Origin of the sequence: Streptomyces sp. NBC_01283 (assembly GCF_041435335.1) — a bacterium.
In the GTDB taxonomy this organism is placed as follows: Bacteria; Actinomycetota; Actinomycetes; order Streptomycetales; family Streptomycetaceae; genus Streptomyces.
In genome coordinates this window covers 7,178,680-7,201,921 of sequence record NZ_CP108430.1, presented here as the reverse complement: position 1 = coordinate 7,201,921, position 23,242 = coordinate 7,178,680, and the positions used below count along the sequence as shown (strand labels likewise).

General features: G+C 71.6%; 22 protein-coding genes. 7 read left to right on the top strand and 15 right to left on the bottom strand.

Translation table 11 applies throughout. The features are described 5' to 3' along the window. Positions 1 to 11: 11 nt before the first annotated feature. Positions 12 to 1,436 (bottom strand): xylan 1,4-beta-xylosidase, encoded by a 1,425-nt coding sequence (locus OG302_RS32640; RefSeq protein WP_371530045.1) that lies wholly within the window; start codon positions 1,434 to 1,436, stop codon positions 12 to 14. Between the two features lie 153 nt (positions 1,437 to 1,589). Between OG302_RS32640 and OG302_RS32635 the strand changes: the two genes are divergently transcribed. Then, positions 1,590 to 2,684 carry a DUF5925 domain-containing protein gene (locus OG302_RS32635; protein WP_371530044.1) on the top strand — a complete coding sequence of 365 codons (1,095 nt, stop codon included), beginning with the start codon at positions 1,590 to 1,592 and terminating at the stop codon, positions 2,682 to 2,684. A gap of 56 nt (positions 2,685 to 2,740) precedes the next feature. Here the strand turns inward: OG302_RS32635 and OG302_RS32630 are convergent, their stop codons facing one another. Then, positions 2,741 to 3,139 (bottom strand): GntR family transcriptional regulator, encoded by a 399-nt coding sequence (locus OG302_RS32630; protein ID WP_371530043.1) that lies wholly within the window; start codon positions 3,137 to 3,139, stop codon positions 2,741 to 2,743. Between the two features lie 70 nt (positions 3,140 to 3,209). Here OG302_RS32630 and OG302_RS32625 point away from each other — a divergent pair, with 70 nt between their 5' ends. Continuing rightward, positions 3,210 to 4,139 carry an N-acetyltransferase family protein gene (locus OG302_RS32625; protein ID WP_371530042.1) on the top strand — a complete coding sequence of 310 codons (930 nt, stop codon included), beginning with the start codon at positions 3,210 to 3,212 and terminating at the stop codon, positions 4,137 to 4,139. Further along, positions 4,120 to 4,641, top strand: coding sequence for a DUF402 domain-containing protein (locus OG302_RS32620; protein WP_371530041.1), 522 nt, complete (start codon positions 4,120 to 4,122; stop codon positions 4,639 to 4,641). Before OG302_RS32625 ends, OG302_RS32620 begins: the two co-directional genes overlap by 20 nt. 75 nt (positions 4,642 to 4,716) lie before the next feature. On the opposite strand, the gene OG302_RS32615 is transcribed toward OG302_RS32620, so the two are convergent. Continuing rightward, a complete protein-coding gene (locus tag OG302_RS32615) occupies positions 4,717 to 6,210 on the bottom strand; it encodes a trifunctional class I SAM-dependent methyltransferase/NUDIX hydrolase/VOC family protein (RefSeq protein WP_371530040.1) in 1,494 nt (497 codons plus the stop codon). Positions 6,211 to 6,318: 108 nt separating this feature from the next. Between OG302_RS32615 and OG302_RS32610 the strand changes: the two genes are divergently transcribed. Continuing rightward, the gene (locus OG302_RS32610; protein WP_363312071.1) at positions 6,319 to 6,465 is read left to right on the top strand and encodes a hypothetical protein; all 147 of its coding nucleotides are present in this window, start codon (positions 6,319 to 6,321) and stop codon (positions 6,463 to 6,465) included. Between the two features lie 6 nt (positions 6,466 to 6,471). Here the strand turns inward: OG302_RS32610 and OG302_RS32605 are convergent, their stop codons facing one another. The 4 genes from OG302_RS32605 to OG302_RS32590 are packed head-to-tail and all read right to left on the bottom strand — an operon-like array spanning position 6,472 to position 9,980. Next, complete coding sequence (locus OG302_RS32605; RefSeq protein WP_371530039.1) at positions 6,472 to 6,939, bottom strand: GNAT family N-acetyltransferase; 468 nt, start codon at positions 6,937 to 6,939, stop codon at positions 6,472 to 6,474. Next, entirely contained in the window at positions 6,936 to 8,444 is a 1,509-nt protein-coding gene (locus tag OG302_RS32600) for a tripartite tricarboxylate transporter permease (protein ID WP_371530038.1), read from the bottom strand. The genes OG302_RS32605 and OG302_RS32600 overlap by 4 nt, the downstream gene beginning before the upstream one ends. A gap of 1 nt (position 8,445) precedes the next feature. Further along, complete coding sequence (locus tag OG302_RS32595) at positions 8,446 to 9,000, bottom strand: tripartite tricarboxylate transporter TctB family protein (RefSeq protein WP_371530037.1); 555 nt, start codon at positions 8,998 to 9,000, stop codon at positions 8,446 to 8,448. Further along, the gene (locus OG302_RS32590; protein ID WP_371750303.1) at positions 8,997 to 9,980 is read right to left on the bottom strand and encodes a Bug family tripartite tricarboxylate transporter substrate binding protein; all 984 of its coding nucleotides are present in this window, start codon (positions 9,978 to 9,980) and stop codon (positions 8,997 to 8,999) included. Before OG302_RS32590 ends, OG302_RS32595 begins: the two co-directional genes overlap by 4 nt. Before the next feature lie 203 nt (positions 9,981 to 10,183). Between OG302_RS32590 and OG302_RS32585 the strand changes: the two genes are divergently transcribed. Continuing rightward, complete coding sequence (locus tag OG302_RS32585; RefSeq protein ID WP_371530036.1) at positions 10,184 to 10,870, top strand: response regulator; 687 nt, start codon at positions 10,184 to 10,186, stop codon at positions 10,868 to 10,870. 25 nt (positions 10,871 to 10,895) lie between these two features. On the opposite strand, the gene OG302_RS32580 is transcribed toward OG302_RS32585, so the two are convergent. Genes OG302_RS32580 through OG302_RS32570 form a run of 3 tightly spaced genes read right to left on the bottom strand, consistent with a single transcriptional unit; the run spans position 10,896 to position 12,404 of the window. Further along, positions 10,896 to 11,540, bottom strand: a complete 645-nt coding sequence (locus OG302_RS32580; protein ID WP_371530035.1) for a hypothetical protein — start codon at positions 11,538 to 11,540, stop codon at positions 10,896 to 10,898. 4 nt (positions 11,541 to 11,544) lie between these two features. Continuing rightward, a complete protein-coding gene (locus OG302_RS32575) occupies positions 11,545 to 12,207 on the bottom strand; it encodes a sigma-70 family RNA polymerase sigma factor (RefSeq protein WP_371530034.1) in 663 nt (220 codons plus the stop codon). Beyond that, positions 12,207 to 12,404, bottom strand: a complete 198-nt coding sequence (locus OG302_RS32570) for a hypothetical protein (RefSeq protein WP_371530033.1) — start codon at positions 12,402 to 12,404, stop codon at positions 12,207 to 12,209. The genes OG302_RS32575 and OG302_RS32570 overlap by 1 nt, the downstream gene beginning before the upstream one ends. A gap of 704 nt (positions 12,405 to 13,108) precedes the next feature. Here OG302_RS32570 and OG302_RS32565 point away from each other — a divergent pair. Next, positions 13,109 to 14,101, top strand: a complete 993-nt coding sequence (locus OG302_RS32565; protein WP_371530032.1) for a lytic polysaccharide monooxygenase — start codon at positions 13,109 to 13,111, stop codon at positions 14,099 to 14,101. A 73-nt stretch (positions 14,102 to 14,174) separates the two neighbouring features. On the opposite strand, the gene OG302_RS32560 is transcribed toward OG302_RS32565, so the two are convergent. The 5 genes from OG302_RS32560 to OG302_RS32540 all read right to left on the bottom strand — a co-directional run bounded on the left by OG302_RS32560 (position 14,175) and on the right by OG302_RS32540 (position 21,910). Next, complete coding sequence (locus OG302_RS32560) at positions 14,175 to 15,041, bottom strand: esterase/lipase family protein (RefSeq protein WP_371530031.1); 867 nt, start codon at positions 15,039 to 15,041, stop codon at positions 14,175 to 14,177. A 196-nt stretch (positions 15,042 to 15,237) separates the two neighbouring features. Beyond that, a complete protein-coding gene (locus OG302_RS32555) occupies positions 15,238 to 15,942 on the bottom strand; it encodes a response regulator (RefSeq protein WP_371530030.1) in 705 nt (234 codons plus the stop codon). Next, a complete protein-coding gene (locus OG302_RS32550; protein ID WP_371530029.1) occupies positions 15,939 to 17,312 on the bottom strand; it encodes a sensor histidine kinase in 1,374 nt (457 codons plus the stop codon). The genes OG302_RS32555 and OG302_RS32550 overlap by 4 nt, the downstream gene beginning before the upstream one ends. A gap of 159 nt (positions 17,313 to 17,471) precedes the next feature. After that, positions 17,472 to 18,446, bottom strand: coding sequence for a hypothetical protein (locus tag OG302_RS32545; protein ID WP_371530028.1), 975 nt, complete (start codon positions 18,444 to 18,446; stop codon positions 17,472 to 17,474). After that, positions 18,443 to 21,910, bottom strand: coding sequence for a DNA polymerase III subunit alpha (locus OG302_RS32540; protein WP_371530027.1), 3,468 nt, complete (start codon positions 21,908 to 21,910; stop codon positions 18,443 to 18,445). Before OG302_RS32540 ends, OG302_RS32545 begins: the two co-directional genes overlap by 4 nt. Positions 21,911 to 22,085: 175 nt before the next feature. On the opposite strand from OG302_RS32540, the gene OG302_RS32535 reads away from it, so the two are divergent. After that, the gene (locus OG302_RS32535) at positions 22,086 to 23,162 is read left to right on the top strand and encodes a DUF3533 domain-containing protein (protein WP_371530026.1); all 1,077 of its coding nucleotides are present in this window, start codon (positions 22,086 to 22,088) and stop codon (positions 23,160 to 23,162) included. The last annotated feature ends 80 nt before the right edge of the window (positions 23,163 to 23,242 follow it).

The window sequence follows — 23,242 nt, the reverse complement described above, 5'->3', positions numbered from 1 at the left end:
GCTGAAGCGGGTCAGCGCTTCAGCCACTTCACCTCGTACCCCTTCATCCCGAACCGCTGCCCGTCGATCTTCGCGTCGATCGGGCGGTCGAGGGTGTTCACGACCAGCACGGTCTTCTTGTTCGCGAGGACGCGCACGTTCGGTACGTCGTCGGGGGCGACGGAGACCTTGTCGTACTCCGTGCCGGGCGGGAACTCCTCGCTGAACCGGGAGAGCATCTTCAGCATGGGCAACTCCGTGCCGCCGTCGTCGAGTTGCGTGGAGCGCCACAGGCAGCCCGCGCAGCTCTCGCCCTTGTTCTGCGGGTTCCAGTAGAAGCCGCTGCTCGCGCCGCCGCGCGCCATCGCCATCAGTCCCGTGGCCTGGACGGCGACGCGGTGCGGCTCGGACCAGTCGTCGCGGTCGTCGTTGCTGTCGCCCGGTTCCACGTAGTACTCGGCCCACCACAGCGGCAGGTCGCCGGTGCGCTCCCGCACCCACTTGCTCACGGCGGTGAGCTTGTCGGTGGCCTTGAACTCGTCGGGGAGCATCTCGTCGTCGACGGTGTAGCTGGAGCCGTCCACGACGACGAAGTCCGCGCCCGCCTTGTTCTTGTTCCAGTAGTCGAAGGCGTCGAGCGCACGCTGGTCCATGCGGCCCCAGTCGCCCTCGACCTTCGTCGACGCCCCCTCGCTCTGGCGCGGGTCGAGGCTGTCCATGACGAGGTAGGGGCCGCCGACCATGATGTCCTTGTTGACCTTCTTGAGCTCCTTGTAGACCAGGTTGTAGAGCTCGGTGTAGCCCTCGTAGTCCCAGCGGGCCTTCTCGCTGTTCCAGAAGCCCTTGAACTCGTTCCAGACGATGAAGTGCCGTACGTCCGGATAGCGTTTGGCGACGGTCCCCGCGAGCTTGGCGAAGTCCTTGTAGTGGGCGCGCTCCGGGGCGGTCTCCAGGGCCTGCTGGCTCCAGTCGGTGTTGTCGGCGCCGGGCTTGCCGCCCTTCATCCAGTCCGGGGAGCAGCACAGGGTGACGACGGGCGTGCCCTCGGTGGCGCGGATGAAGTCGATCCGCTTGTCCATCGCCGAGAAGTCGTAACGCCCCTTGACCGGCTCGGGGTTGCCCGCACCCCAGCCCATGATGTGCTGGATCTGCGGCAGCGGGCGAGGCTTGCCCGCGAGCAACTCCTCGACACGCCGGGTGGCGGCGTCGCCGCCCTCGTCCGCGCTGTACTGGGTGTGGGTGAAGCCCCAGCCGACGGCCGGTTTCGCCTCGCCGGGCGGGACGGCGGGCGTGCCGTGCACCTTGTCGCCGTCGCGTGTGGTGCCCTCGGTGCCGGTGCCGTCACCGGGCAGTGTGTTGGTTACGGTCAGGATCAGGGCCAGTGCGGCCAGAGCAACGCCGAGCAGCGCGGTCAACCTCCACCGCTGTGCCCCCGAATTCCACCCATGACGTGCCATCAAGGACAAGAGTAACGGCGGCGGTTGTCGGTGGGACAGGTTCCGGACCACAGCTTTGCCACGGGGTGCCACCGGACCCGACACCTGAACGGAGTACGGCGGAGTACGTAAACCGGGATGCACAAGGGCACTTGCGTGCCGGATCATGGCGGCATGTCTGCGAACCCTCAGGACACCCTGCCGATCCGGCTCAACGTCGACGACAGCGACTCTCCGTCCGATGTCGTGGACGCTCTCTTCCTCGGCCGCTTCGCCACCGGCGAGCAGCCCTTCTCGCACAGCTCCAACATCGACCGCGTCAAGTCCGGTTCCACGCTCCTTCCGCCGGGCGCGACGGTGCTGCGCGCGGCCCGCGACGACGACCGCAGCGCGACGCTGGCCGAGGGCGAGGGCTGGACGCTCCTGGTCTCGCGCTGGAACCGCGGCGCGGACGTCACGGTGACGGCGACGAGCGCCGACCTCGCGGAGAAGGTCCTGAAGCAGGCGACGGACGGCGCGCAGGACGAACCGGAGCCTCAGCCGGACAACGTGACCATGGGGTTCTGGTACGTGTCCCCCAGGCGCGGCCCGCACCGCACCACACGACAGATCGCCGCGGGTACGTGGGAGGAGGTGCGGGAGAACTACACCGCGCCGGTCGCGGAGGCCATGGACTCCCTGATGAAGACGGGCCCCGAGGACATCTCGGGCCGCCTCCTGCTGCTGCACGGCCCGCCGGGCACGGGCAAGACGTCGGCGCTGCGGACGCTCGCGCGGTCCTGGCGGGACTGGTGCCAGGTGGACTGCGTCCTGGACCCGGAGCGGCTGTTCAGCGACGTCGGCTATCTGATGGACATCGCGATCGGCGAGGACGACGGCACGGCGAAGGGCCGCTGGCGGCTGCTGCTCCTGGAGGACTGCGACGAGCTGATCCGGGGCGAGGCGAAGCACACCGCCGGGCAGGCGTTGTCGAGGCTCCTGAACCTGACGGACGGGCTGCTCGGGCAGGGCCGCAACGTCCTGGTCGGCGTCACGACCAACGAGGACCTGGAGCGGCTCCACCCGGCGGTGGTCCGGCCCGGCCGCTGCCTCGCCCGGATCGAGGTCGGGAGCCTGACCCGCGCCGAGTCGGTCGACTGGCTCGGCACGGACGAAGGCGTCCCCCGCGAGGGCGCGACACTGGCGGAGCTGTACGCACTGCGCCGCGGCACGTCACCGACGTCGGTGCCGGACCCAAGAGAGGGAGCTGACGCGGGGCTGTACCTGTAGCGGGGTCTCTGTAGCGGGGCGTGCTCGCCACAGTGGGCGGCCAGCCCGGGGTCAGCTCACCCCGAGTCCCCATAAGCGGCCCGCAACGCATCCCGCGCAGCGGCAAGCGCGGCGGCTTCGGAAAGCCCGAGCCGCTGAGCCCGCTCAGCGAAAGCCTGGGCGGCCCCCGAAGCCTCCCGCGCCGCGGCGTCCCCCGCGGCGGCGACGAACGTCCCATGACGCCCCCGCGTCTCGATCACCCCGTCCGCCTCAAGCGCCCGATACGCCTTGGCCACCGTGTTGGCGGCGAGCCCCAGCTCCTGGGCGAGCCCCCGCACGGTCGGCAGCTTGTAGCCGACCGGCAGCGCACCGCCCCGCGCCTGCTCGGCGATCTGGGCCCGCACCTGCTCATAGACCGGCACACCGCCCGTGCCCGCGCCGGCCCCGTCGCTCTCGATCTCGATCTTCAACGTCACGCGGCGATTGTCCCGCACCCCCGGAAAATAAGAGGCACCACGGCACGCTCCGCGCGTAGCGTGCGGCCCCATGACCGTCCTTGTCCGCGCCCTGCGCCCCGGCAACACACCGGACGCCGAGGCGTTCGCCGCGGTCCGCCGCGCCTGCGTGCCCGCCATGCTCTCCACCGCCGATTCCGTCAGGTTCGACCTGTCCCACGCCCATCCGGAGTCCCGGTACAGCCAGTTGGTCGCCGAGAGCGACGGAGAGATCATCGGCACGGCTCAGGTGGGTGTCTCCTACGACAGCCCCGAGCCGGGCCAGGGCTTCGCCAACGTCTACGTGCTCCCCGGCCGGCGCGGCCTCGGCGCCGGATCGCTGATCCTGCGGACGGCCGAGGAGTACCTGTCGGGCGAGGGAGTCTCGACGGTCTTCTCCTGGGTGCTCGACGACCCCGCGAACCGCGCCTTCGCCGCCGCACGCGGCTACCGCGCGAGCCGTTCCGCCCATTTCCTCCGGCTTGACCTGGCGGGCGGCGTGCTGCCGCCCCGCCAAGAGCCGCCGGACGGGGTGGAGTTGCGTACGGGAGCGTCGTACGGGGACGACCCGCGCGCTCTCTTCGACCTGGACGCGGAGACCGTCGCTGACGAACCGAGCGATGTGGCCGCGGAGTTCACGGACTACGAGCACTGGCTCGCCGAGACCTGGAACCACCCCCTGGTCAACCGCGAGCTGACCACGGTGGCCGTGGTGGACGGCCGCCCGGCCGCCTTCACCCTGGCCCGCACGGACGGCGCGTCGCGCTACGCGAGCGGCATGACCGGCACCGGACGCGCGTTCCGCGGCCGCGGCCTGGCCAAGCTCGCCAAGAACGACTCCCTGCACCGGGCGCGTGCCGCGGGTTGCACCGAGGCGTTCACCGGCAACGACGCGGGCAACGAGCCGATGCTGGCGATCAACAAGTGGTTCGGTTACGAGATCTGCGCGACGGAGGTACGTCATGTCCGAGACCTCGGCTGACACGACGGCCGGCCAGGTGGACGTCGTCCTGATGAAGGCGGGCCGCACCAAGATCCGCTATCCGGCGGAGGTCGTCGCGGACGACGGCACCGTGGTGACGGTCCGAGCGCCGTGGGCGGCCGACGGCGTACGGGACTTCGGCTTCGTGCGCTTCGAGCCGGGCGACGTCTTCACGGAGCACTACTGGCGTGACCGCTGGTACGCCGTGAAGGAGGTCCGCACCTCCACGGGCGTCCTGAAGGGCTGGTACTGCGACGTGACGCGCCCGGCGGTGCGGGACGGCTCGACGCTGACGGTGGAGGACCTGGACCTCGACCTGTGGTGCTCGGCGGACGGCCGGACGGTCCTGCGCCTGGACGAGGACGAGTTCGCCGAGAGCGGCCTCGCCGAGCGCGACCCCGAGGCTGCGTCCAAGGCTCTGTCCGCCCTGGACGAACTGGAGGGCCTGGCCCGCGGCGGAGAACCCCTCGCCCCGGCCTCCGCCCTCCACGACGCGCCGTAGGACCAGGCGCTTCACGCTCATGCGCCGGACGGCCCGGATGACGGTCCGGGCCGTCCGGCGTTCGGGCCCGTCCGGTCAGGGCGCCCCGACCACCAGCTCCACCTCGAAGCCCGCCCCGTCCTCCAGATACGCCGCGCAGTGCTCCTCGCCGCCCGCGAACGGATGCCGCTCCGGGAAGAGCAACGACCATCCGTGCCCGGGCGCCCGCGCCACCAGCCGGTCCAGCTCCGCCCTGTCCCGCACGTGGAACGCCAGGTGGTTCAGGCCGGGCCGCAGCCGGTCATGACCGCCGTCCCGCATGTCCGGCGACTGCTCAAGGACCACGTACGCCGCACCTCGCCGCCAGCTGCCGCCGCCCTGCCAGCGCTGCTCACGGACATGCCCCAGCTCCCCGAGCAGCCAGCCCCACGAAGCCTCCGCGGCGGCGAAGTCCGGCACCCAGAGCTCCACATGGTGCGCGCCCCGCGCAGGCGTGAGGGCGACCGACCGATCGGCCCCGCCCCTCTCGTACCGCACCGCGTCCCCCGCCTCCTGCCAGTGCAGGGCGAACCGCTCCCCCGCCCGCCACGCCTCAAGCGCCGCCCTGCAGTACGCCACCATGTCGTCCGGCAGCTCGGCCACCCCGTGCCAGCTCAGCTCGTCGCACTTGTCGGGCTCCGCGTTGAAGGGCTCACCGCCCGCGCCGTACGCCGCCTCGAAGAACCAGCCGATGCGGGCGGCCCCGCCGGGACCCCGGTGCTGGAGGACCAGCTCGGCGCTGACGTCGTCAGGGGTGAGGGCCAGGCCGATCTCCTCGCGGGCCTCGCGGATCACGGCCGTACGGACGTCCTCGCCGGGCTCCACGTGACCGGAGGGGAGGTTGAGCAGGCCGTCCCCGTACCCGGTGCCCGCGCGGCGGGCCAGCAGCACCTCGTCGCCGCGGCGGAGGATGAGGTGCACGTCCACCACCTCTTTGTGCCGGACGGGGTGTCGAGCGGGCTCCGCCGGGAGGTCGGCGATCACCGCGTACCGCTCGTCCTCCACCCGCTTCCCCCACAACCGCTCGTCGCCCGACAGGCGCTCGGCGTGCAGCTGACCGGCCACCGGCGTCAGCGCGCCGATCAGGCGGTCCGCGGGGATTCCGGCGGGGTTCTCCGTGCCCCATACGCCCTCGACGAGCACCAGGCGTCCGCCCGGCCGCAGCAGCCCGCACCAGTGCCGCAGCGTCTCCTCCGGGTCCGGGAGCATCCACAGCACGTGCCGGGCCAGGATCACGTCAAAAAGACGTCCTTCCACCGGAGGCTCCCCCGCATCGCCGACCAGCACCTGGGCCGCGTGCCCCGACAGCTTCTCGCGGGCCAGTTCCACCATGTTCGGGGACAGGTCCACCCCCGTGACGCGGTGCCCGCGCTCGGCGGCCAGCAAAGAGAGGCTTCCGGTCCCGCAGCCCAGGTCAAGGAGGTCGCCGGGGGTGTTCGGCAGCCAGTCCCGCAGGCGCTCCGCCCACGCCTCCCGCACCACCGCGTCCCGCAGTCCGTGGTCCGGCTCGTCGTCAAAGGTGGCCGCCTCGGCGTCCCAGTCGATCGTCATCCGGCGATGGTGACACCCGCCACTGACAATCCAACTTCGATGAGAAACCCTCCCTGCAGAGGTCTACCGACGTCCCACCTTGGACATCGGTAGTACAGGGAGGCAGCCATGCGCCGTGTGACCGTGCACAAGACCGTCGGGAAGCCCACCAATCGGCAGATCCGGGAGAAGTACGAGTCCGAGGAGCGCGAGCGGCCTCGCGAGCGCCCCGAGGTCCGCAAGGACATCCAGCGGACCTGGTGGCCCGATGGGTGAGATCAGCTAGAGGGTCTTCTTGTAGTGGAAGCGGTCGTACGGGCCGTCCACCCTGCGCTCCACCAACTCGTAGCCATGGCGCGGGTAGAGCTTCTGGTTCTCCCACATCATCGCGTTCGTATAGAGCCTGACCTCGGGAAGTCCCAGCGACCGCGCCCGCTCGTCCACGAAGGCGAGCAGGCGGCGGCCCACCCCTTGGCCCGCCGCCTCGGGGTGGACCGCGATGCTGTCCAGGAACAGATGGTCCGCGTACGGGACGAGGACCAGGACGCCCACCACGGGGTTCCCGGTGACGAACACCCGCCCCGCCGCCACGTCCGCCGCGTGATCCGCCTCCATGGGGACGGGCACGACACCGATGCGCTCGATGTAGGGGTGGTACGCCGCGTCCGTCACCGCCTCCACGGCGTGGACGTCGGCGGCGGTGGCGGGGCGGATCCCGTCGGGCATGGGGCGGGTCTCGTCATGGGTCATGCCTTTACGTCTACGTCAGTCCTCCTGCCCCGCACCAGCAGTTTCCTCAGGAGCGGCCACAGCACGATCAGCGCGATGATCACATACACCGTGATCGAGAAGGGCGTGTCGACCAGGCCGCTGACGCTGCCGTCGCTGATCTGCAGGGCGCGGCGCAGCTGCTGCTCGGCGTTCGGGCCGAGGATGACGCCGATGACGGCGGGCAGGACGGGCAGTCCGTAGCGCCGCATGCCGAAGCCGATCAGGCCGATGATCAGGAGGATCACCAGGTCGAGGGCCTCGCCGCCGACCGCGTACGCGCCCACCGCGGCGAAGAAGAGAATTCCCGCGTACAGGTAGGGCCTCGGGATGCGGAGCAGCTTGGCCCAGACCGGGGCCAGCGGCAGGTTCAGGGCCAGGAGCAGGACCATGCCCACGAAGAGGGACGCGATCAGGCCCCACACCAGGTCCGGTTCGCGCTCGAAGAGGAGCGGGCCGGGCTGGATCCCGTACTGCTGGAAGGCGGCCAGCATCACCGCGGCCACCGCCGTCGTGGGCAGGCCGAGCGTCAGCATGGAGACGAGGGTGCCCGCCGCGGAGGCCGAGGACGCCGACTCGGGACCCGCGACTCCCTCGATGGCGCCCTTGCCCCACTCGTCCTTGTGCTTGGACAGGCGCTTCTCGGTGACGTAGGAGAGGAACGTGGGGATCTCCGCTCCGCCCGCGGGAATCGCGCCGAACGGGAAGCCGATGAGCGGGCCGCGCAGCCAGGACTTCCAGGTGCGCTTCACGTCGGCCTTGCCCAGCCAGGGGCGGCCGACGGGGATCGCCTCGCCGCTCGTGCGCCGCAGATGGGCGGCGACCCACAGGGCCTCGCCGATCGCGAAGAGACCGACCGCGACGATCACCACGTCGATGCCGTCGGCGAGTTGGAGCGAGCCGAAGGTCAGTCGCTGCTGCCCGGTCATCTGGTCGAGGCCGACCAGGCCGAGGGTGAGGCCGATGAGGAGTGAGGCGAGTCCTCGTACGCGGGACGAGCCGAGCACCGACGTCACGGCGATGAACGCGAGGACCATGATGGCGAAGTAGTCGGGCGCCCCGATGTCGACCGCGAGGTCGGCGACGGTCGGCGCGAGCGCCACCAGGAGGGTCGTGCCGATGATGCCGCCCGCAAAGTGCCCGATGGCGGCGGCGGCGAGGGCTTGTGCGCCGCGCCCCGCCTTGGCCATCGGATTGCCTTCCATGGCGGCCACCACCGCGGCGCTCTCGCCCGGGGTGTTGAGCAGGATGGAGGTTGTCGAGCCGCCGAACATCGCTCCGTAGTAGATGCCCGCGAACATGATGAACGCGCCGGTCGGTTCCAGGCCGTACGTCACGGGGAGCAGGAGTGCCACCGCCATCGCGGGGCCGATGCCGGGCAGGACGCCGATCGCGGTGCCCAGGAGCACGCCGACGGCGGCCCAGAGGAGGTTCATCGGGGTGAGGGCGGTGCCGAAGCCGTCCATCAGGGAGTTGAAGGCGTTCATGTCACAGCACTCCCATCAGTGGTCCGCCGGGCAGCGGCACCCCGAGCAGGTTGTTGAAGACGACGTACGTGATGAGGGAGAGCCCGGCGGCGATCAGGGGGTCGCGCTCCGGGTGGCGGCTGCCGAGTGCGTACGCCGCGCCCCAGAACAGCAGGGCGCCCGCGACGGGGAACCCGAGCGGTTCGATGAGGACGGCGGCGCCGAGGAAGACTCCGGCGAGGAGCAGCACGGTGCGCCAGTCGGCGGGTTCGGAGAGGTCGATGTCCTCGCCGCCCTCGGCCTCGCCGCGGCCGCCGCGCAGGACGTCGACCGCGAGGATCACGGCGACGACGAGGAGGCCGATGCCGACGACGACCGGGACGGTCCTGGGGCCGATCGGGCCGCGCTGGGCGATCTCGACGTCCATGGTCAGCGCGTCGGTGAGGACGAGGACGCCGAGGGCCAGCAGCATGACGCACACACCGAGTTCGGAGTGCTCGCGCAGCCAGGTACGGCGGCTGCCGCCGCTGCCGTGCTCGTCGGGCGGGGTCGACGGGGATTCGGTCGTCGTCGTCACAGTCCCAGCTCCTTCAGCACGGACACCACGCTCTTGTCCTGGGCGGCCAGGAAGTCGCCGAACCCGTCGCCGGTGAGGAAGGCGTCGTCCCAGCGGTTGGTCTTGAGGGACTTGCGCCACTCAGGGGAGTCGTGGAGCTTCCTGACCAGGCCGGTGAGCTTCTTGCGTTCCGCGTCGGAGAGGCCGGGCGGGGCGACGATGCCGCGCCAGTTGGTGAAGTTCACGTCGTAGCCGGACTCCTTGAGGGTCGGTCCTTCCAGACCCTTGACCCGCTTCGGTCCGGTGGTCGCGAGCAGCCGCAGCTCGCCCGACTTGATCTGGTCGAGGTACTCGCCGACGCCGGAGACGCCGAAGGCGACCTTCTTGCCGAGGATCGAGGCGAGGAGTTCGCCGCCGCCGTCGAAGGGGACGTAGTTGACCTTCTTCGGGTCGATCCCGGCGGCGCGCGCCATCAGCATCGGGGCGAGGTGGTCGGGGCCGCCGGGGGACGAACCGCCACCGACCGGCAGCTTGCCCGGGTTCTTCTTCCAGGCGGCGACGAGCTGCTTGATGTCCTTGTACGGGGAGTCCTTGGCGACCACGACGACGTCCGGCTCCTCGGTGAGCCGGGCGATCGGGGTGGTGTCGGCGAGGGTCTTGGGCGAGTCGTTGGAGCGTGCGGCGCCGACGACCCCGAGGCCCATGGACATCGCGAGCTTGCCGTTGCCGTGTTCGCCGACGAGGCGGCTGAGGCCGACGGTGCCGCCGGCGCCGGGCAGGTTGAACACCTCGATGTTGTGGGTGAGTCCGGCGTCCTCGGCGTTCTTCGCCGCGGTGCGGGCGGTGATGTCGTAGCCGCCGCCCGGGGTGTTGGGGACCATGAGGCGCAGGCCGGGGATCTGTGTGCCGGTCTCGGCGTCGCTGCCCGTGGAGAGCAGCGGCGGCCCTGCGAGCACGAGCAGCGCGGCCCCGAGCAGGGCAAGGGGTGTGCGCAGACGCACGTGTGCCACCACCTGTCGGTACGTAGTCGTTTCTGGGGAGTGGGTGCGGCCGGGTTCCCCGTGGGGCGGGAGCCCGGCCGCCGTCCGCGGGGACGGGGATTCCTGTGAGGTGGCCCACATGTTGCCTGCGCGTTAAGAAGCTGTCTCTCTTCCGGAATCAACGGACGTTGTGGTCGTTGTGGTCGCGCCCATAGCCTGCGGCGATGACAAGGGTGCTGGTCGTGGACGACGACTTCATGGTCGCCAAGCTGCACAGCCGTTATGTGTCCGCGGTGGACGGATTCGCGGTGGTGGGAGTGGCGCACAGCGGCGCTCAGGCGCTGGCGGCGGTGGAGCGGCTGCGCCCCGATCTCGTGCTCCTCGACATCTATCTGCCCGACATGGACGGCATCGCGGTGCTGCGGGAGTTGCGTGCCGTCGAGGAGCGCGACCGGGACCGGCAGCCGCTTGACGCGCTGTTCATCACGGCCGCGCGGGACGCTGAGATCGTGCGGGCGGCGCTGCGGGCCGGCGCCCTGCACTACCTCATCAAGCCGTTCAACCAGGCCGCCCTGCGTGAGCAGTTGCTGCACGTGGCGGCGGTGCGGGCCCGCCTGGACGGCCTGGACGAGGCACGCCAGGAGGACGTCGACCAGATCTTCGGCACCCGGCCGCCCGGCTCCCGCGAGCTCCCGAAGGGCCTTGCGGCGCACACCGCGGACCTGGTCGAGCAGACCCTGCGGGGGCATCCGGGCGGGCTCTCCGCCTCGGAGTGCGCCCAGGAGGGAACGCTCTCCCGGGTCAGCGCCCGCCGCTACCTGGAGTTCTTCGCGGACACGGGCCGGGCCGAGGTGACGCTGCGGTACGGGGGGACGGGGCGGCCGGAGCGGCGGTACCGGTGGGTGCGGTAGCCCTGCGGAGTGGCGGCCCTGGCCGTCAGGCGGTGGTCAGCTCCTCGACCGCCTGATCGACGAGGTGCGAGTCCGGGTAGGGGACCTTGCCCATGCCGAAGTCCTCCACGGTGTCGACCTTGAGCCGGCGCACGGCCTCGTGCAGGCGCCGGGGCAGGCCGGTCTCGCGCTGCGCGACCGGCCGGCGCTGATGCGGGGAGCGGGGCCCCGGCGGGTCGGCGAGGGTGATGGCCTGCTCGGCCCAGAAGTTGGCGTCGCGGAGCTCGCCCCGGCTGAGGTGGTAGAGGTTCAGGCAGTGGGCGGCGACCGCGTTGCCCGCACCGGCGGAGAACTGCCACCAGAACTGTGCGCCTTCCCAGCAGCCCGCCAGGCTGAGCAGACAGGCGAAGTACAGCGCGCCGTCGGCGTTGTCGGGTCCGCGGGCGGCCAGCTGGGAGAGGTGTCCGACCGCCTCGGGATGGTGCAGGACCTGGGTGGAGACCACGTCCAGGCTGCCCGCGGCCTGCTCGTGGACGGTGGGCATGTGACCGGCCGGGCCGGGCACGGCCCCGAACATCAGGGTCTGGGTGACGTCCCTGACGATCTCCTGCTTGAGGTCGGCGAGGTCGGCGTCGGTGAACACGTCGTCCATCGCAGCCTGGGCGAGGACGGTGTCGATGTGGCTCGGCACGGGGTTACTCCTTCTCGTCGGCGGCTGGATCGATCGACAGACCGAGTTTGATGGCCATGCGCTGGCGCGCCAGGCGCCGGTGAGAACGAACGGTGTCAGCTTTGATGCCCATGATGTGGGCGATGTCCCGGGAGGGGTAGCCCAGGACGTAGTGGAGCACGATGACGTCGTACTGACGCTCGGGAAGGCCCGCTATCGCGGTGTACAGGCCGAGGGCGGATTCCATCGCGGTGAACTGGCGACGCGCGGCCTCCAGGGCGGCGCGGGCGGTGTGCTGGAAAGCGGCGCTCTGCACCATCTGGGACTGGGCGGGCTGCCCGGCCAGCCGCAGGTGGATCTCCACGCGCTGCTTGAGGAGCTTCCAGGCGTACGCCTCGGGGCTCTCCTCCTTCTGCACGTTGCGCCAGTTCAGGGCGAGGTGCCGGTAGCAGCGGCGCACGACGGCCTTGGCGGCTTCTTTGTCGCCGAGCATCGAGTGTGCGTAGCGGAGCTGGGGTTTGGCGTAGCGGACGTAGCAGCGTTCCAGGTCGGGGGGCATCTCGTAGGACATGCCGGTGAGGGCGTGCAGGTCGGACGACGGCGCGCAGGACATGCCGATCGTGGCGAAGCCGGCGTCCTTGGGCTGTTCGGCGTCCTCGGAGGGCACCGACGTGGTGGGGTCGCTCATCACCGGGCTCCCTCGTCGCTCGGCGCAGGCAGCTCGACGGTGTCGGAGGGACGTTTCCCCTTGAGCAGTTCGGCGGCGCCCACGCGCACTCCGGCGCGCAGCAGGCGGCGCGTCAGATGGCGTGCGTCAGGGGCGAAGACCCGCAGCGCGGTGACGACGACCGTCGCGGCGAGAAGTTCGTCGAGGGTGAAGGTCACTGTTCCTGTCCTTTGTCCTGCTGACGGCAGGCCGCCCTGCACCAGGTGCGGACCACCGGAGAACGTCGATGTCCTCAACCGCAGGATTTCGGATCGGCGGGGGTAAACGCGTATGCCCGCGGCGGCCAATTCTGGACGCAAAGTGACTTGGGAGTAACTGTGGGGAAGAATTCGTGTTCGAGAGTGAACGATAGGTAACTGGCCGTCACTCTGCGTGCAGCGCTCTGGCCAGCGCAAACCCTCCCGCCACATGCCACCCGGGCATGCGGCTCACGCCCCCTCCCGCGCCCCTCGCGCCGACGCATCGCGTTCAGAACCGGCACCCAATGTGACTCACATCACTCTACTGTGTCCAACTCCGGTCACCTACCGGCCTGTTGAGTCGCACGGGGTCGAACTGACGGGCCCCACAGCGCCTCCGGCTTCCCGGCGGCCCCTCCGGACCGGCCCGTAGCGCGCTTACGGACCAAACCGGGACTCACAAGGCTCCAGCCTGAGCCCCCGGTTAGCCCTCCCTTAAGCGGGCCATAAAGATCGCCATCACCCCCTCCCAGCAGGCGAATTCGGGGTTTTCAGCGGCTAGCTTTCTCGTCGCCGGGCCGGTTACGAACGGTCGGCGCCGCACGCATTCGGGGGGCGGCACCGGCCGTTCGCAACCGTCTCGTGTCCCCCACCCCCAGAACCGCCGCTGAGGAGAACCACTCATGACCGCACGTCGCAAGGTCGCCGCGATCGCCGCCGCCGGCATCGCCCCGCTCGCCCTGACCGCCCTTTCGGCCGCCCCCGCCGCCGCGCACGGTTCGATGACGGACCCGGTGAGCCGTGTCTCCGCGTGCTTCCAGGAGGGTCCTGAGGCGCCGAAGTCGGCTGCCTGCAAGGCGGCCGTCGCGGCCAGTGGCGCGCAGGCCTTCTACGACTGGAACGGCGTGAACATCGCCAACGCCGCGGGCAAGTCGAAGGAGATCATCCCCGACGGCAAGCTGTGCAGCGCGGGCAACGACAAGTACAAGGGCCTCGACCTGCCGCGCGCCGACTGGCCGTCCAGCAAGATGTCCGGCGGCAACCACACCTTCCACTACAAGGGCACCGCCCCGCACAAGGGTTCCTTCGAGCTGTACATCACCAAGGACTCGTACGACCCGTCCAAGCCCCTGAAGTGGTCGGACCTGGAGGAGAAGCCGTTCGTCGACGTCGCCGACCCGAAGATGGAGAACGGCGACTACGTCTTCGACGGCAAGGTCCCGGCCAAGACCGGCCGTCACCTGATCTACTCGGTCTGGCAGCGCTCGGACTCCCCCGAGGCGTTCTACACCTGCTCCGACGTCGTCTTCGGCAAGGACAGCGGCGGCGGCGCCGCGGCTCCGGCCCCGACCGCGTCCGCGCCCTCCGAGAAGGACATCGCCGCGGGCGCCGACAAGTCGACCGTCGAGCACCACGGCCACGGCGACAGCGACGCCAAGACGGGCGCCGAGGCGTCCGCACCGGCCCCGGCCGCCGGTGACGACACCGCCGCCAACGAGCCCGAGGTGAACGGCGGCGCCGAGAAGCCCGTCGCGGCCACGAACGAGAACCTCGCCGAGACCGGCGGCGACAGCACCACCCCGTACATCGCGATCGGCGGCGCCGCCGCCCTCGCCATCGGTGCCGCGGCCATGTTCGGCACGGCCCGCCGCCGCTCGGCGCGCCACGGCCGCTGAGTACGGAGCAATCACCGGGCCGCCGTCTCCCCTCGCACTTTCGGGGAGGCGGCGGCCCGCTGTTCGCGCTCGGTCAGGACAGGCACGTGCTCGGGGTCGCGTGCGCCGGGTCCAGCGCGTTGGCGACCTCATGGTGCGCGACGCGGTCGAGGATCCCGATCGCCACGTGTTCGGAGAGGTCGACGGAGCACAGGTCCTGGAGGGTCACGTTGCGCACGCCGGGGCCGGTCAGGAATTGCGTGCGGTACGGGGTGACCACCTCGTCGTACTTGGTGGCGATGACGGTGTAGCGCACGCCGGGGACGGTGTCGCCGCCCGCGTTGAGCTTGGTCAGGAACGGCGATCCCGCCATCTGGTCGGCGAGGCCCGGGGTGTTGGTGGTGAGCAGGTCCTCGATGCCGGGGAAGTAGGGCAGCAGCCTGGTCAAGCCGAGCAGCGTGGTGCCGTGGTTGTCCGGGGCGAGGCCGACCAGGGCGTTCACCTTCGCCGCACCGCCGAGGAACTTCAGGTAGTAGCGGGGCATCATGCCGCCCTGCGAGTGGCCCACGAGGTCCGCCTTCGCGGCACCGGTCGAGGCGAGCACCTTGTCGACGAAGCCGTCGAGCTGCTCGGCCGACTTGTCGATCGGGCCGAGCCCGTTGAAGAGGGGCACTCCGGGCAGCTGGCCGTAGTCGAGGGAGTAGACGCAGTAGCCGCGCCTCACCAGGTACGGCGCAAGGACGAGCCAGTTGTCGATGGAGTTGCCGAAGGTGCCGTGGACGAGCACCACGGGGCGGGGGTGGGCGGCGGACGGCTTGCAGCCGTAGTCGTTCCAGCCGCTCGACGTGGCGGCTGCGGCGGCGGGGGCCGCGGACGCCGTGGCGGCAGGGGTGAGGGTGAGCACGCCCGTCATGAGGAGGGCGGCGGCAAGCGCTCTGAGCGCTCGTCTCCAGGGCAGCATCGTGTGATCTCCTTGCGGCTCAAGGGAGTTGCGATGGGTGAGCCCTGTGATCCGGATCACGAGGATGCCGTGCACACGACAAATTACGAGCCGGTAGTGAAAGTGTGAAGTTACGCGTCGGTAAAACTTCCAGTGACCACTGGCACGATCGCGCGGCCCACCGCGCCCGGTCCCACCTGGTCGTCGCCCCGCCGGGTCACCTCCTCGGCGGTGCGACCAGCCCCAACTCGTACGCGATGATGACCAGTTGGACCCGGTCACGGGAATCCAGCTTGGTGAAGAGCCGCGCCACATGTGCCTTGACCGTGGCCACGGCGATGACGAGTTCGGCCGCGATCTCGGCGTTGGAAAGCCCGCGGCCGACCAGCGTGAGCACCTCGCACTCGCGGTCGGTGATGCCGTCGACCGTCCAGCGCACCGGCGGCGCGGGCTCGGGTTCCGGCCGCGCCGCGAACTGCTCGATCAGGCGCCGGGTGACGCTCGGCGCGATCAGCCCGTCACCGGTGGCCACCACGTGGATCGCCGCGAGGATGTCCTCCAGGGCCATGTCCTTGACGAGGAATCCGCTGGCGCCCGCGCGCAGCGCGCCGTATACGTAGTCGTCGTCATCGAAGGTCGTGAGGACGAGAACGCGCGTCGCGTCGGTCTCGGCCGTGATCCGCCGGGTGGCCTCGATGCCGTCCATGCCGGGCATGCGGATGTCCATCACGACGACGTCGGGGCGCACGTCGAGGGCCAGTCGGACAGCGTCGGCGCCCGTCCCCGCCTCCCCCACGACCTCGATGTCAGGGGTGTCGGCCATCAGGACGCGCAGGCCCGCGCGGACGAGAGGCTGGTCATCGGCGAGGACCACGCGGACGGAGGCGCCGGAGCTGCTGGAGCTGTCCGAGGCGCTGGTCATCGGGTCTCCTCCCCTGCTGCCACGGAGGTCTCCAGCGCGGGCAGCGGCAGCACCGCCGACACCCGGAAGCCGCCCTCGGGGCGCGGCCCCGCGGTGAACCGGCCGTGCAGCAGGGCCACTCGCTCCCGCATGCCGACCAGCCCGAAGCCCGTGCCCGCGGGCAGCCCGCCCCGGCCGTCGTCCTCGACCTCCAGGGACAGCTCGCCGTCCCGCCGCCCTACGGTCACCCGGCAGGTGTCCGTCCCCGCGTGCCGTACGACATTGGTGAGGGCCTCCTGCAGGATGCGGAACGCGGCCAGGTCGATGTCGGGCGGCAACTGCTGCCCGCCGTCCCCCACCCGGCGGATCTCCGCGCGGACCCCGGCGTCGCATGCCGACACGGCGAGCCGGTCCACATCGGCGAGCCCCGGGGCGGGTTCACGGGTCGGCGCGGACGCGGCGCGGGCGGGAACCGGACCGTCATCGGCCGCCCCCGGCTCCGACTCCGGCCTGCGCAGCGCCACCAGCGTCCGGCGGAGCCCCGCGAGGGTCTCCCTGCTGGTGGCCTCGATGGTGCTGAGCGCGTTGCGGGCCTCGGCGGGCTGGGTGTCGATGACCCGGCTGCCCACGCCCGCCTGGATGGCTATGACGCCGATGCTGTGCGCGATCATGTCGTGCAACTCCCGTGCGATACGCAGCCGTTCGGCGGTGATGGCGCGGGCCGTGGCCTGGGAGCGCAGGGCTTCGGCGTGCGCGCGGCGCTCGCGGACCGAATTGCCCGCCGTCCAGGCGGCGATGAGGAGGACGGTGAAGAGCAGGGCGCTCTGGTCACTGCTGTTGACCCATGCGGAGGGTGCGCAGCCATGCGGCGCGTACGGGCCTGGAGGGCAGCCCTGGTCGGGCGGGAAGCCGAAGAGGGAGCCCATCTGCGCCGTGAACGCCATGAGGGCGGCGATGACCGACGTGCGGCGCGGGCGGGTCGCCGCGAGATAGCCGACGACGCAGACCCCGGCCAGGACCTGCAGATAGCCGACCTCCGTCGTCCGCATCTCCATCGTGGCCGTGACCCCGCCCAGGAGCAGGAAGGTCAGGGCGGGCAGCGGTCTGCGCCGCAGCAGCGAGGCGACCACGGCCGCGAGCGCGATCGACGCGAGGACCATCAGGAGGTCGAAGCCCTGCCGCCCGTCGGAGAACGTGACGTACGTGACGGCCGGGAAGACGACGGCCCCGCTCCAGGCCAGGCCCGCGCGCACGGCCGGCCGCACACGCCCGGCGGCGAGCCTGCCGCGGCTCCCGCTCCGGCCACGACTCCCGCCCGCGCTCCCGACCACCGCGCGCCCGTCCCCACTCCGGCCCTGCTCGGGCAGCGGCTGACCTGGCTTTATGTCCATGCGCCGATCGTATGCGGCCCTCCCTCCCGGGGGTATTGGCCTGTGGGCGTACGCCCATGGGCCGTTGGAGCCGTCGCGGGTGTGGCCGACGGCCCGGTGCCGGGCACCCCCGGACCGCGACACCGTGCCCGCCGGGACCTGTGACCCCGGGGCGCGGTACTACGCAGCCAGCGTCCCCGGCACGATCGCGCCGGGCCCGAACTTGGCCCGCGCCCGGTCGGCGACCTCCTCGATCCGGCGGGCCCTGTCGTCCACCGGGTCGAACATCAGCTGGTGGGAGGCCTGTTCGGCGTCCCCGAGCCCTTCGGCGCGCAGAGAGATGCCGCGCACCCTGGCCCGCTGGAGGCCGAGCGCCTCGTACATGCGGTACGCGGTGGCGGTCAGCGCGGAGGAGTGCGCGGTCGGCTCGGGGAGCGTACGGGTGCGGGTCGTCGTGGAGCGGTCCGCGTACCGCACGGTGAGGGTCAGGGAGCGGCACACCTGGCCCTCGACGCGCATCCGCGCGCCGAGTTCCTCGGTGAGCGAGAGCAGCGCCCTGCGGTGCCGAGTGGAGTCCAACTCGTCGCGGGAGAAGGGGCGTTCAGATGCGAGGGAGCGTGCGGCGGCGTTCGGCACGACGCGTGCGCGGTCGACACCGTGCGCCTTCTCCCGCAGTTCGCGACCCGCGCGGGCACCGACGAGGCGCTGCAGCGTGGACAGCGGCGCGGCGGCCACCTTGCCGACGGAGTCGAGCCCGTACGAGCACAGGGTGCGGGCGGTGGCGCGGCCGACCCCGGGCAGTTCGGCGACCGGCTTCGACCCGAGGAACTCCGCGACGGCGCCGGGATCCCCGCCCACGGCCCGGGTCACCCCGGGCGCGGCCTCCCGTGCGGCCATCCGCGCCAGCATCGGCCCGGGTCCGGCGCCGATCACGCAGTCCACGCCGTACAGGGCGAGCGCGCGCACCCGGATCACCGAGGCGAGCTCGACGGCGTCCCGCCCGAAGTAGCGCATCGCTCCCCGCACGTCGACGAGTGCGGCGTCGGGCGGCAGCGCCTCGACCACGGGGCTGAACTCGCCGAGCAGCGTGAGCAGTCGGGGCACGGCCGCCTCGTACATGGGCGGCAGGAGGAACCGTACGCAGAGGGTGCTCATCCCGCGCTCCCGGGGCTCTGGTGCCACAACTTCCGTCCTGTCGCCGCCCGTTCGCCGGGCGGCTGGAGGTCGGCCCAGGGGTGCATCTCGTACCCCGTGGACATCCGGATGCGGCGGCCGGCGCCCGCCGGGGTTCCGTCGGACTCCCCCTCCGGCCCCGACTCCGGCCCCGACTCCGGCCCCGGCTCGGCGAGACGCGCCCCCACCGCTTCGAGCCCGCCCTCCTGCCGCAGCTCCACCAGTTCCGCCAGGTTCCACGCCGCAGCGCCGACCACGCTGAGGCTGCGCGGCCCGCGCCGCTGCACCACTCCGCGGACCAGGAGCAGCCAGGAGTGGAAGACGGTGTGCGCGCACCGTTCGTGGGCGTCGTCGAAGAAGGCCAGGTCGACCAGGCCCGTGCCGTCGTCCAGGGTGGTGAAGATGACCCGTTTCCCGGAGCGGATCGGCGGGGTCTGGGTGGCCGCCTTGGCGCCCGCGACAAGGACGGTCGCCCCGTGTTCGGCCTCCCTCAGGCGGCGCGCCGTCAGCACGCCGAGCTCCCGGAGGAACTCCGCGTGGTCGCCCATGAGATGGCGCGAGGAGTCCATGCCGAGGACGCCGAGTTCGGCGCTGAGCCGTTCCGCGTCGTCCAGGTCGGGCAGCCCGGCGGGTGCCGTCTTCCGCCCGCCGGACAGCGGGAGTTGGGCCCCGGAGGAGCCCCGCGAGCCCCGCCTGAGCTCCGCAAGGTGCAGCTGCAGATCGCGGCGGTTGGCGCCGAACGCGTCGAGCGCGCCGACCTGCGCGAGCCGCTGGGCGACCGGTTTGCTGGGCCTGGCCCGCTCCCAGAAGTCCAGGAGTGAGGCGTAGGGCTGCGCGTCGGCGATCCGCGCGGCTTCGGCATCACTGATGCCGTGGACGTCACGGAGCGCGAGACGCAGGCCCCAGCGGTCCGGAGCCGAGCCAGAACCGGACACCAGTTCGATACGGTGAGCGACCGCGGACCTGTTCACGTCCAGGGGAAGGATCGGCACCCCCCGCCGCCGGGCGTCCGCGAGCAGCAGCCGCTTCGGGTACATCCCGGGGTCATGAGTGAGCAACCCGGCGTAGAAGGCTGCCGGGTGATGGGCCTTCAGCCACGCCGACTGGTACGTCGGCACGGCGAAGGCCACCGCGTGCGCCTTGCAGAAGCCGTACGAGCCGAAGGCCTCGATGATCTCCCAGGTCCGGCCGATCGTCTCGGCGTCGTACCCCTTCGCCGCCGCCTGCTGCGCGAACCAGAACCGGATCCGCCCCTGCGAATCGGGGTCGGAGAGCCCGCGCCGCACCCGGTCCGCCTCGTCGCGACCGCAGCCGGTCATGATGTCCACGATCTCGATGATCTGCTCGTGGAAGACGACGACGCCGTACGTCTCCTTGAGCGGGCGCGCCAGGTCCGGGTGCGGATAGCGGATGGGCGCGCGGCCGTGCCGGGCCTCGATGAAGGGCCGCACCATGTCGGCGGCGACCGGTCCCGGCCGGAAGAGCGAGATGTCAACGACCAGGTCGTGGAAGGTGGCGGGCTGCAGCCGCCCGACCAGGTCCCGCTGGCCCGGCGACTCGATCTGGAAGCAGCCCAGCGTCTCGGTGGACTTGATGAGCTGATACGTCGCCGGGTCCCCCGGCGGCACCGCGTCCACGTCCACCCGCTCACCCGTGGCCCGCTCGACCTCCTCCACCGCGTGCGCCATCGCCGACTGCATCCGCACCCCGAGCACGTCGAGCTTGAGCAGCCCGAGGTCCTCCACGTCCTCCTTGTCGAACTGGGACATGGGCAGGCTCTCACCGCTGGTGGGCACGACGGGCGTACGCGCGAGCAGCGAGGCGTCGGAGAGCAGCACACCGCACGGGTGCATGGCGACCCCGCGCGGCAGCGCGTCCAGGGCCTCGACCAGCTCCCACAGACGGCCGTGGTTCTCCGCCTCCCCCGCCACCGCGCGCAGTTCGGGCAGCTCCTCCATCGCCGAGCGCGCGTCGCGCGCGCGGATGTGCGGGAAGGCCTTGGCGATCCTGTCGATCTCGGCCGGGTCCATGGAGAGGGCGGCGCCCACGTCGCGGATGGCGTGGCGGACCCGGTAGGTCTCGGGCATGGCGACGGTCGCGACCCGCTCGGTGCCGAAGCGGCCGATGATCGCGCGGTAGACCTCCAGGCGGCGGGCCGACTCGACGTCGATGTCGATGTCGGGCAGGACGGACCGGCGCGTGGACAGGAACCGTTCCATGAGCAGGCCGTGCTCGACGGGGTCGGCGTGCGCGATGCCGATGAGGTGGTTGACCAGGGACCCGGCACCGGAGCCGCGCGCCGCGACCCGGATGCCCAAGTCACGCACGTCGTCGACCACTTGGGCCACGGTGAGGAAATAGGAGGCGAAGCCGTGGTAGGCGATGATGTCCAGCTCGTGGTGCATCCGCTCCCAGTACTCGCGATGCCCGCGGCGCATGTCGTATCCCCGAAGGACCATCCCCGCCGCCGCCCGCGAGGCGAGCACGCGCTGGGCGCTGCGGCGGCCCGCGCCGACGAGGTGCGGTTCGGGGAAGCGCACGGAACCGATGCCGATGTCGTCCTCGGGGTCGACGAGACACTCGGCGGCGGCAGTCCGGGTCTGTTCGACGAGGCGGTGGGCGGTGTCGCGGCGGAAACCGGCCGCCTCCACGATCCGCTCGGCGTTGCCCAGCATGGCGTCGGCGCCCTTCAACCACCGTTCCCCGCTGTCGAGTTCCTTGGTCGGGTCGACGGGAACGAGGCGGCGTGCGGCGTCGAGCACGTCGGCGACCGGGCCCATGCCCGGGTCGGCGTAGCGGACGGCGTTGCTCAGGACGGGGCGGACCCCCTGCTCGGCGGCGAAGCCGACGGTGCGGGCGGCGAGGCGGAGCGAGCCGGGGCCGGTGCCTTCGCGGCCGTGCCACACGGACTCCAGGCGCAACGCGTCCCCGTAACGCTCGCGCCAGGGGGCGATGAGGCGGGCGGCCCGGTCGGGGCGCCCGGCGGCGAGCGCGCGCCCCACGTCGGACGCGGGGCCGAGCAGCACGGTCATGCCCTCGCCGTGGTTCTCCTCCCACGGAAGGACGGGCTGCCCCTCGCCGCTCCGGTGCGCGGCGGTGATCAGGCGGCACAGCGCGGCCCAGCCCGTGGCTCCGTCGCGGGCGAGGAAGGTCACGCGCGGGGTCGATTCGTCGATGAAGGCTCCTCCGCGCACGGGGGTCCGCCGCCTGGCACCCTGCGGCGGAGCCGGCTCCCCCACCGCGAGCTCGGCCCCGAACAGCGGCCGCACTCCCGCCTTCGCGCAGGCCTTGGCGAACCGGACGGCCCCCGCGAGGGTGTCCCGGTCGGTGAGCGCGAGGGCGTCCATGCCCCGCTCGGCGGCGCGCTCGGCAAGTCGCTCCGGGTGCGAGGCCCCGTACCGCGGGGAGAACCCGGAGACGGTGTGCAGATGCGTGAACCCGGGCACACGCACCTCCTGAAACCCTGAATCGATCCGTTCTCACATCCCCCGCCTCCACCATAGACCAAGTTTCGAACGTACGTACGACACCGGCGTGCGGCACCCCACCCGGCCCGCACCCGCTTCGCCCATTCGGACCCGCCCGCCTGCGGGAACGACAGGGGACACGGAGCGTGGGGGCATGAGTTTCACCGATGAGTTGAAGAGCGCCGTCACCCCGCGAGCAGCCCTGCTGGTCATCGGTGTGCTGGTCCTGCAGCTACTGTTCATCGCCTCCTACGTAGGGGCCCTGCACGACCCGAAGCCGAAGGACGTGCCCTTCGGGGTCGTCGCTCCGGGACCCGCGGCCAAGGAGACATCGGACAAGCTCGGGAAACTCCCCGGTGATCCGCTCGACCCCCGCGTACTCAAGGACGAGGCCGCGGCCCGGCACCAGATCTTGAACCGCGACATCGACGGCGCCCTGATCGTCGACCCCCGGGGCACCACCGACACCCTCCTGGCCGGCTCGGGCGGCGGCACCGTGCTCGCCACCGCACTGGAGAAGATCGCCACCCAGGTCGACGCGGCCGAGAAGCGGACGGTCAAGACCGTGGACGTGGCTCCGGCGTCCACCAAGGACTTCGACGGGCTCTCGTCCTTCTACCTGGTCGTCGGCTGGTGCGTCGGCGGCTACCTGTGCGCCTCGATCCTGGCGATCAGCGCGGGCTCCCGGGCCACCAACCGGCAGCGCGCACTGATCAGGACCGGCGTCATGGCGCTCTACTCGATCGCGGGCGGCATCGGCGGCGCCCTCATCATCGGGCCGGTCCTCGGCGCCCTGCCCGGCAGCATCATGGGCCTGTGGGGCCTCGGCTCGCTCGTCGTCTTCTCGGTCGGCATGATCACGCTCGCCCTGCAGTCGCTCACCGGCATCGTGGGCATCGGCCTCGCCGTGCTGCTCGTGGTGATCGCGGGCAACCCGAGCGCGGGCGGCGCCTTCCCGCTGCCGATGCTGCCGCCGTTCTGGAAGGAGATCGGGCCCTGGCTGCCGCCGGGCGCGGGCACCTGGGTGGCCCGCTCGATCGCGTACTTCAAGGGCAACGCGATCACCGGACCGATGCTGGTGCTCGCCGCCTGGGCGGTCCTCGGCACCGTCGTCACCCTGGTCATGTCCGCGCTGCGCGGGGACCGCCAGCCGGGCGAGAAGAAGCCGGAGCCGACCGGTTCCGTCCCCGGCGCCGGCCCCACCCCCGGCTCGGGCAGCACCGCCGCGTGAACTTCCCGCACCGTTCGGGCCCGGAGGACTGAGCGGTCCGGGCCGGGGCCGGGCGCCGTTGTCGGACCCTGGTGCGAGGC

Bases quoted from the DNA above. Each gene is read 5' to 3' on its own strand.
- OG302_RS32640 (WP_371530045.1), bottom strand. From the start codon at position 1,436: ATGGCACGTCATGGGTGGAATTCGGGGGCACAGCGGTGGAGGTTGACC.
- OG302_RS32635 (WP_371530044.1), top strand. From the start codon at position 1,590: ATGTCTGCGAACCCTCAGGACACCCTGCCGATCCGGCTCAACGTCGAC.
- OG302_RS32625 (WP_371530042.1), top strand. From the start codon at position 3,210: ATGACCGTCCTTGTCCGCGCCCTGCGCCCCGGCAACACACCGGACGCC.
- OG302_RS32620 (WP_371530041.1), top strand. From the start codon at position 4,120: ATGTCCGAGACCTCGGCTGACACGACGGCCGGCCAGGTGGACGTCGTC.
- OG302_RS32615 (WP_371530040.1), bottom strand. From the start codon at position 6,210: ATGACGATCGACTGGGACGCCGAGGCGGCCACCTTTGACGACGAGCCG.
- OG302_RS32610 (WP_363312071.1), top strand. From the start codon at position 6,319: ATGCGCCGTGTGACCGTGCACAAGACCGTCGGGAAGCCCACCAATCGG.
- OG302_RS32605 (WP_371530039.1), bottom strand. From the start codon at position 6,939: ATGACCCATGACGAGACCCGCCCCATGCCCGACGGGATCCGCCCCGCC.
- OG302_RS32600 (WP_371530038.1), bottom strand. From the start codon at position 8,444: ATGAACGCCTTCAACTCCCTGATGGACGGCTTCGGCACCGCCCTCACC.
- OG302_RS32585 (WP_371530036.1), top strand. From the start codon at position 10,184: ATGACAAGGGTGCTGGTCGTGGACGACGACTTCATGGTCGCCAAGCTG.
- OG302_RS32575 (WP_371530034.1), bottom strand. From the start codon at position 12,207: ATGAGCGACCCCACCACGTCGGTGCCCTCCGAGGACGCCGAACAGCCC.
- OG302_RS32565 (WP_371530032.1), top strand. From the start codon at position 13,109: ATGACCGCACGTCGCAAGGTCGCCGCGATCGCCGCCGCCGGCATCGCC.
- OG302_RS32560 (WP_371530031.1), bottom strand. From the start codon at position 15,041: ATGCTGCCCTGGAGACGAGCGCTCAGAGCGCTTGCCGCCGCCCTCCTC.
- OG302_RS32555 (WP_371530030.1), bottom strand. From the start codon at position 15,942: ATGACCAGCGCCTCGGACAGCTCCAGCAGCTCCGGCGCCTCCGTCCGC.
- OG302_RS32550 (WP_371530029.1), bottom strand. From the start codon at position 17,312: ATGGACATAAAGCCAGGTCAGCCGCTGCCCGAGCAGGGCCGGAGTGGG.
- OG302_RS32545 (WP_371530028.1), bottom strand. From the start codon at position 18,446: ATGAGCACCCTCTGCGTACGGTTCCTCCTGCCGCCCATGTACGAGGCG.
- OG302_RS32535 (WP_371530026.1), top strand. From the start codon at position 22,086: ATGAGTTTCACCGATGAGTTGAAGAGCGCCGTCACCCCGCGAGCAGCC.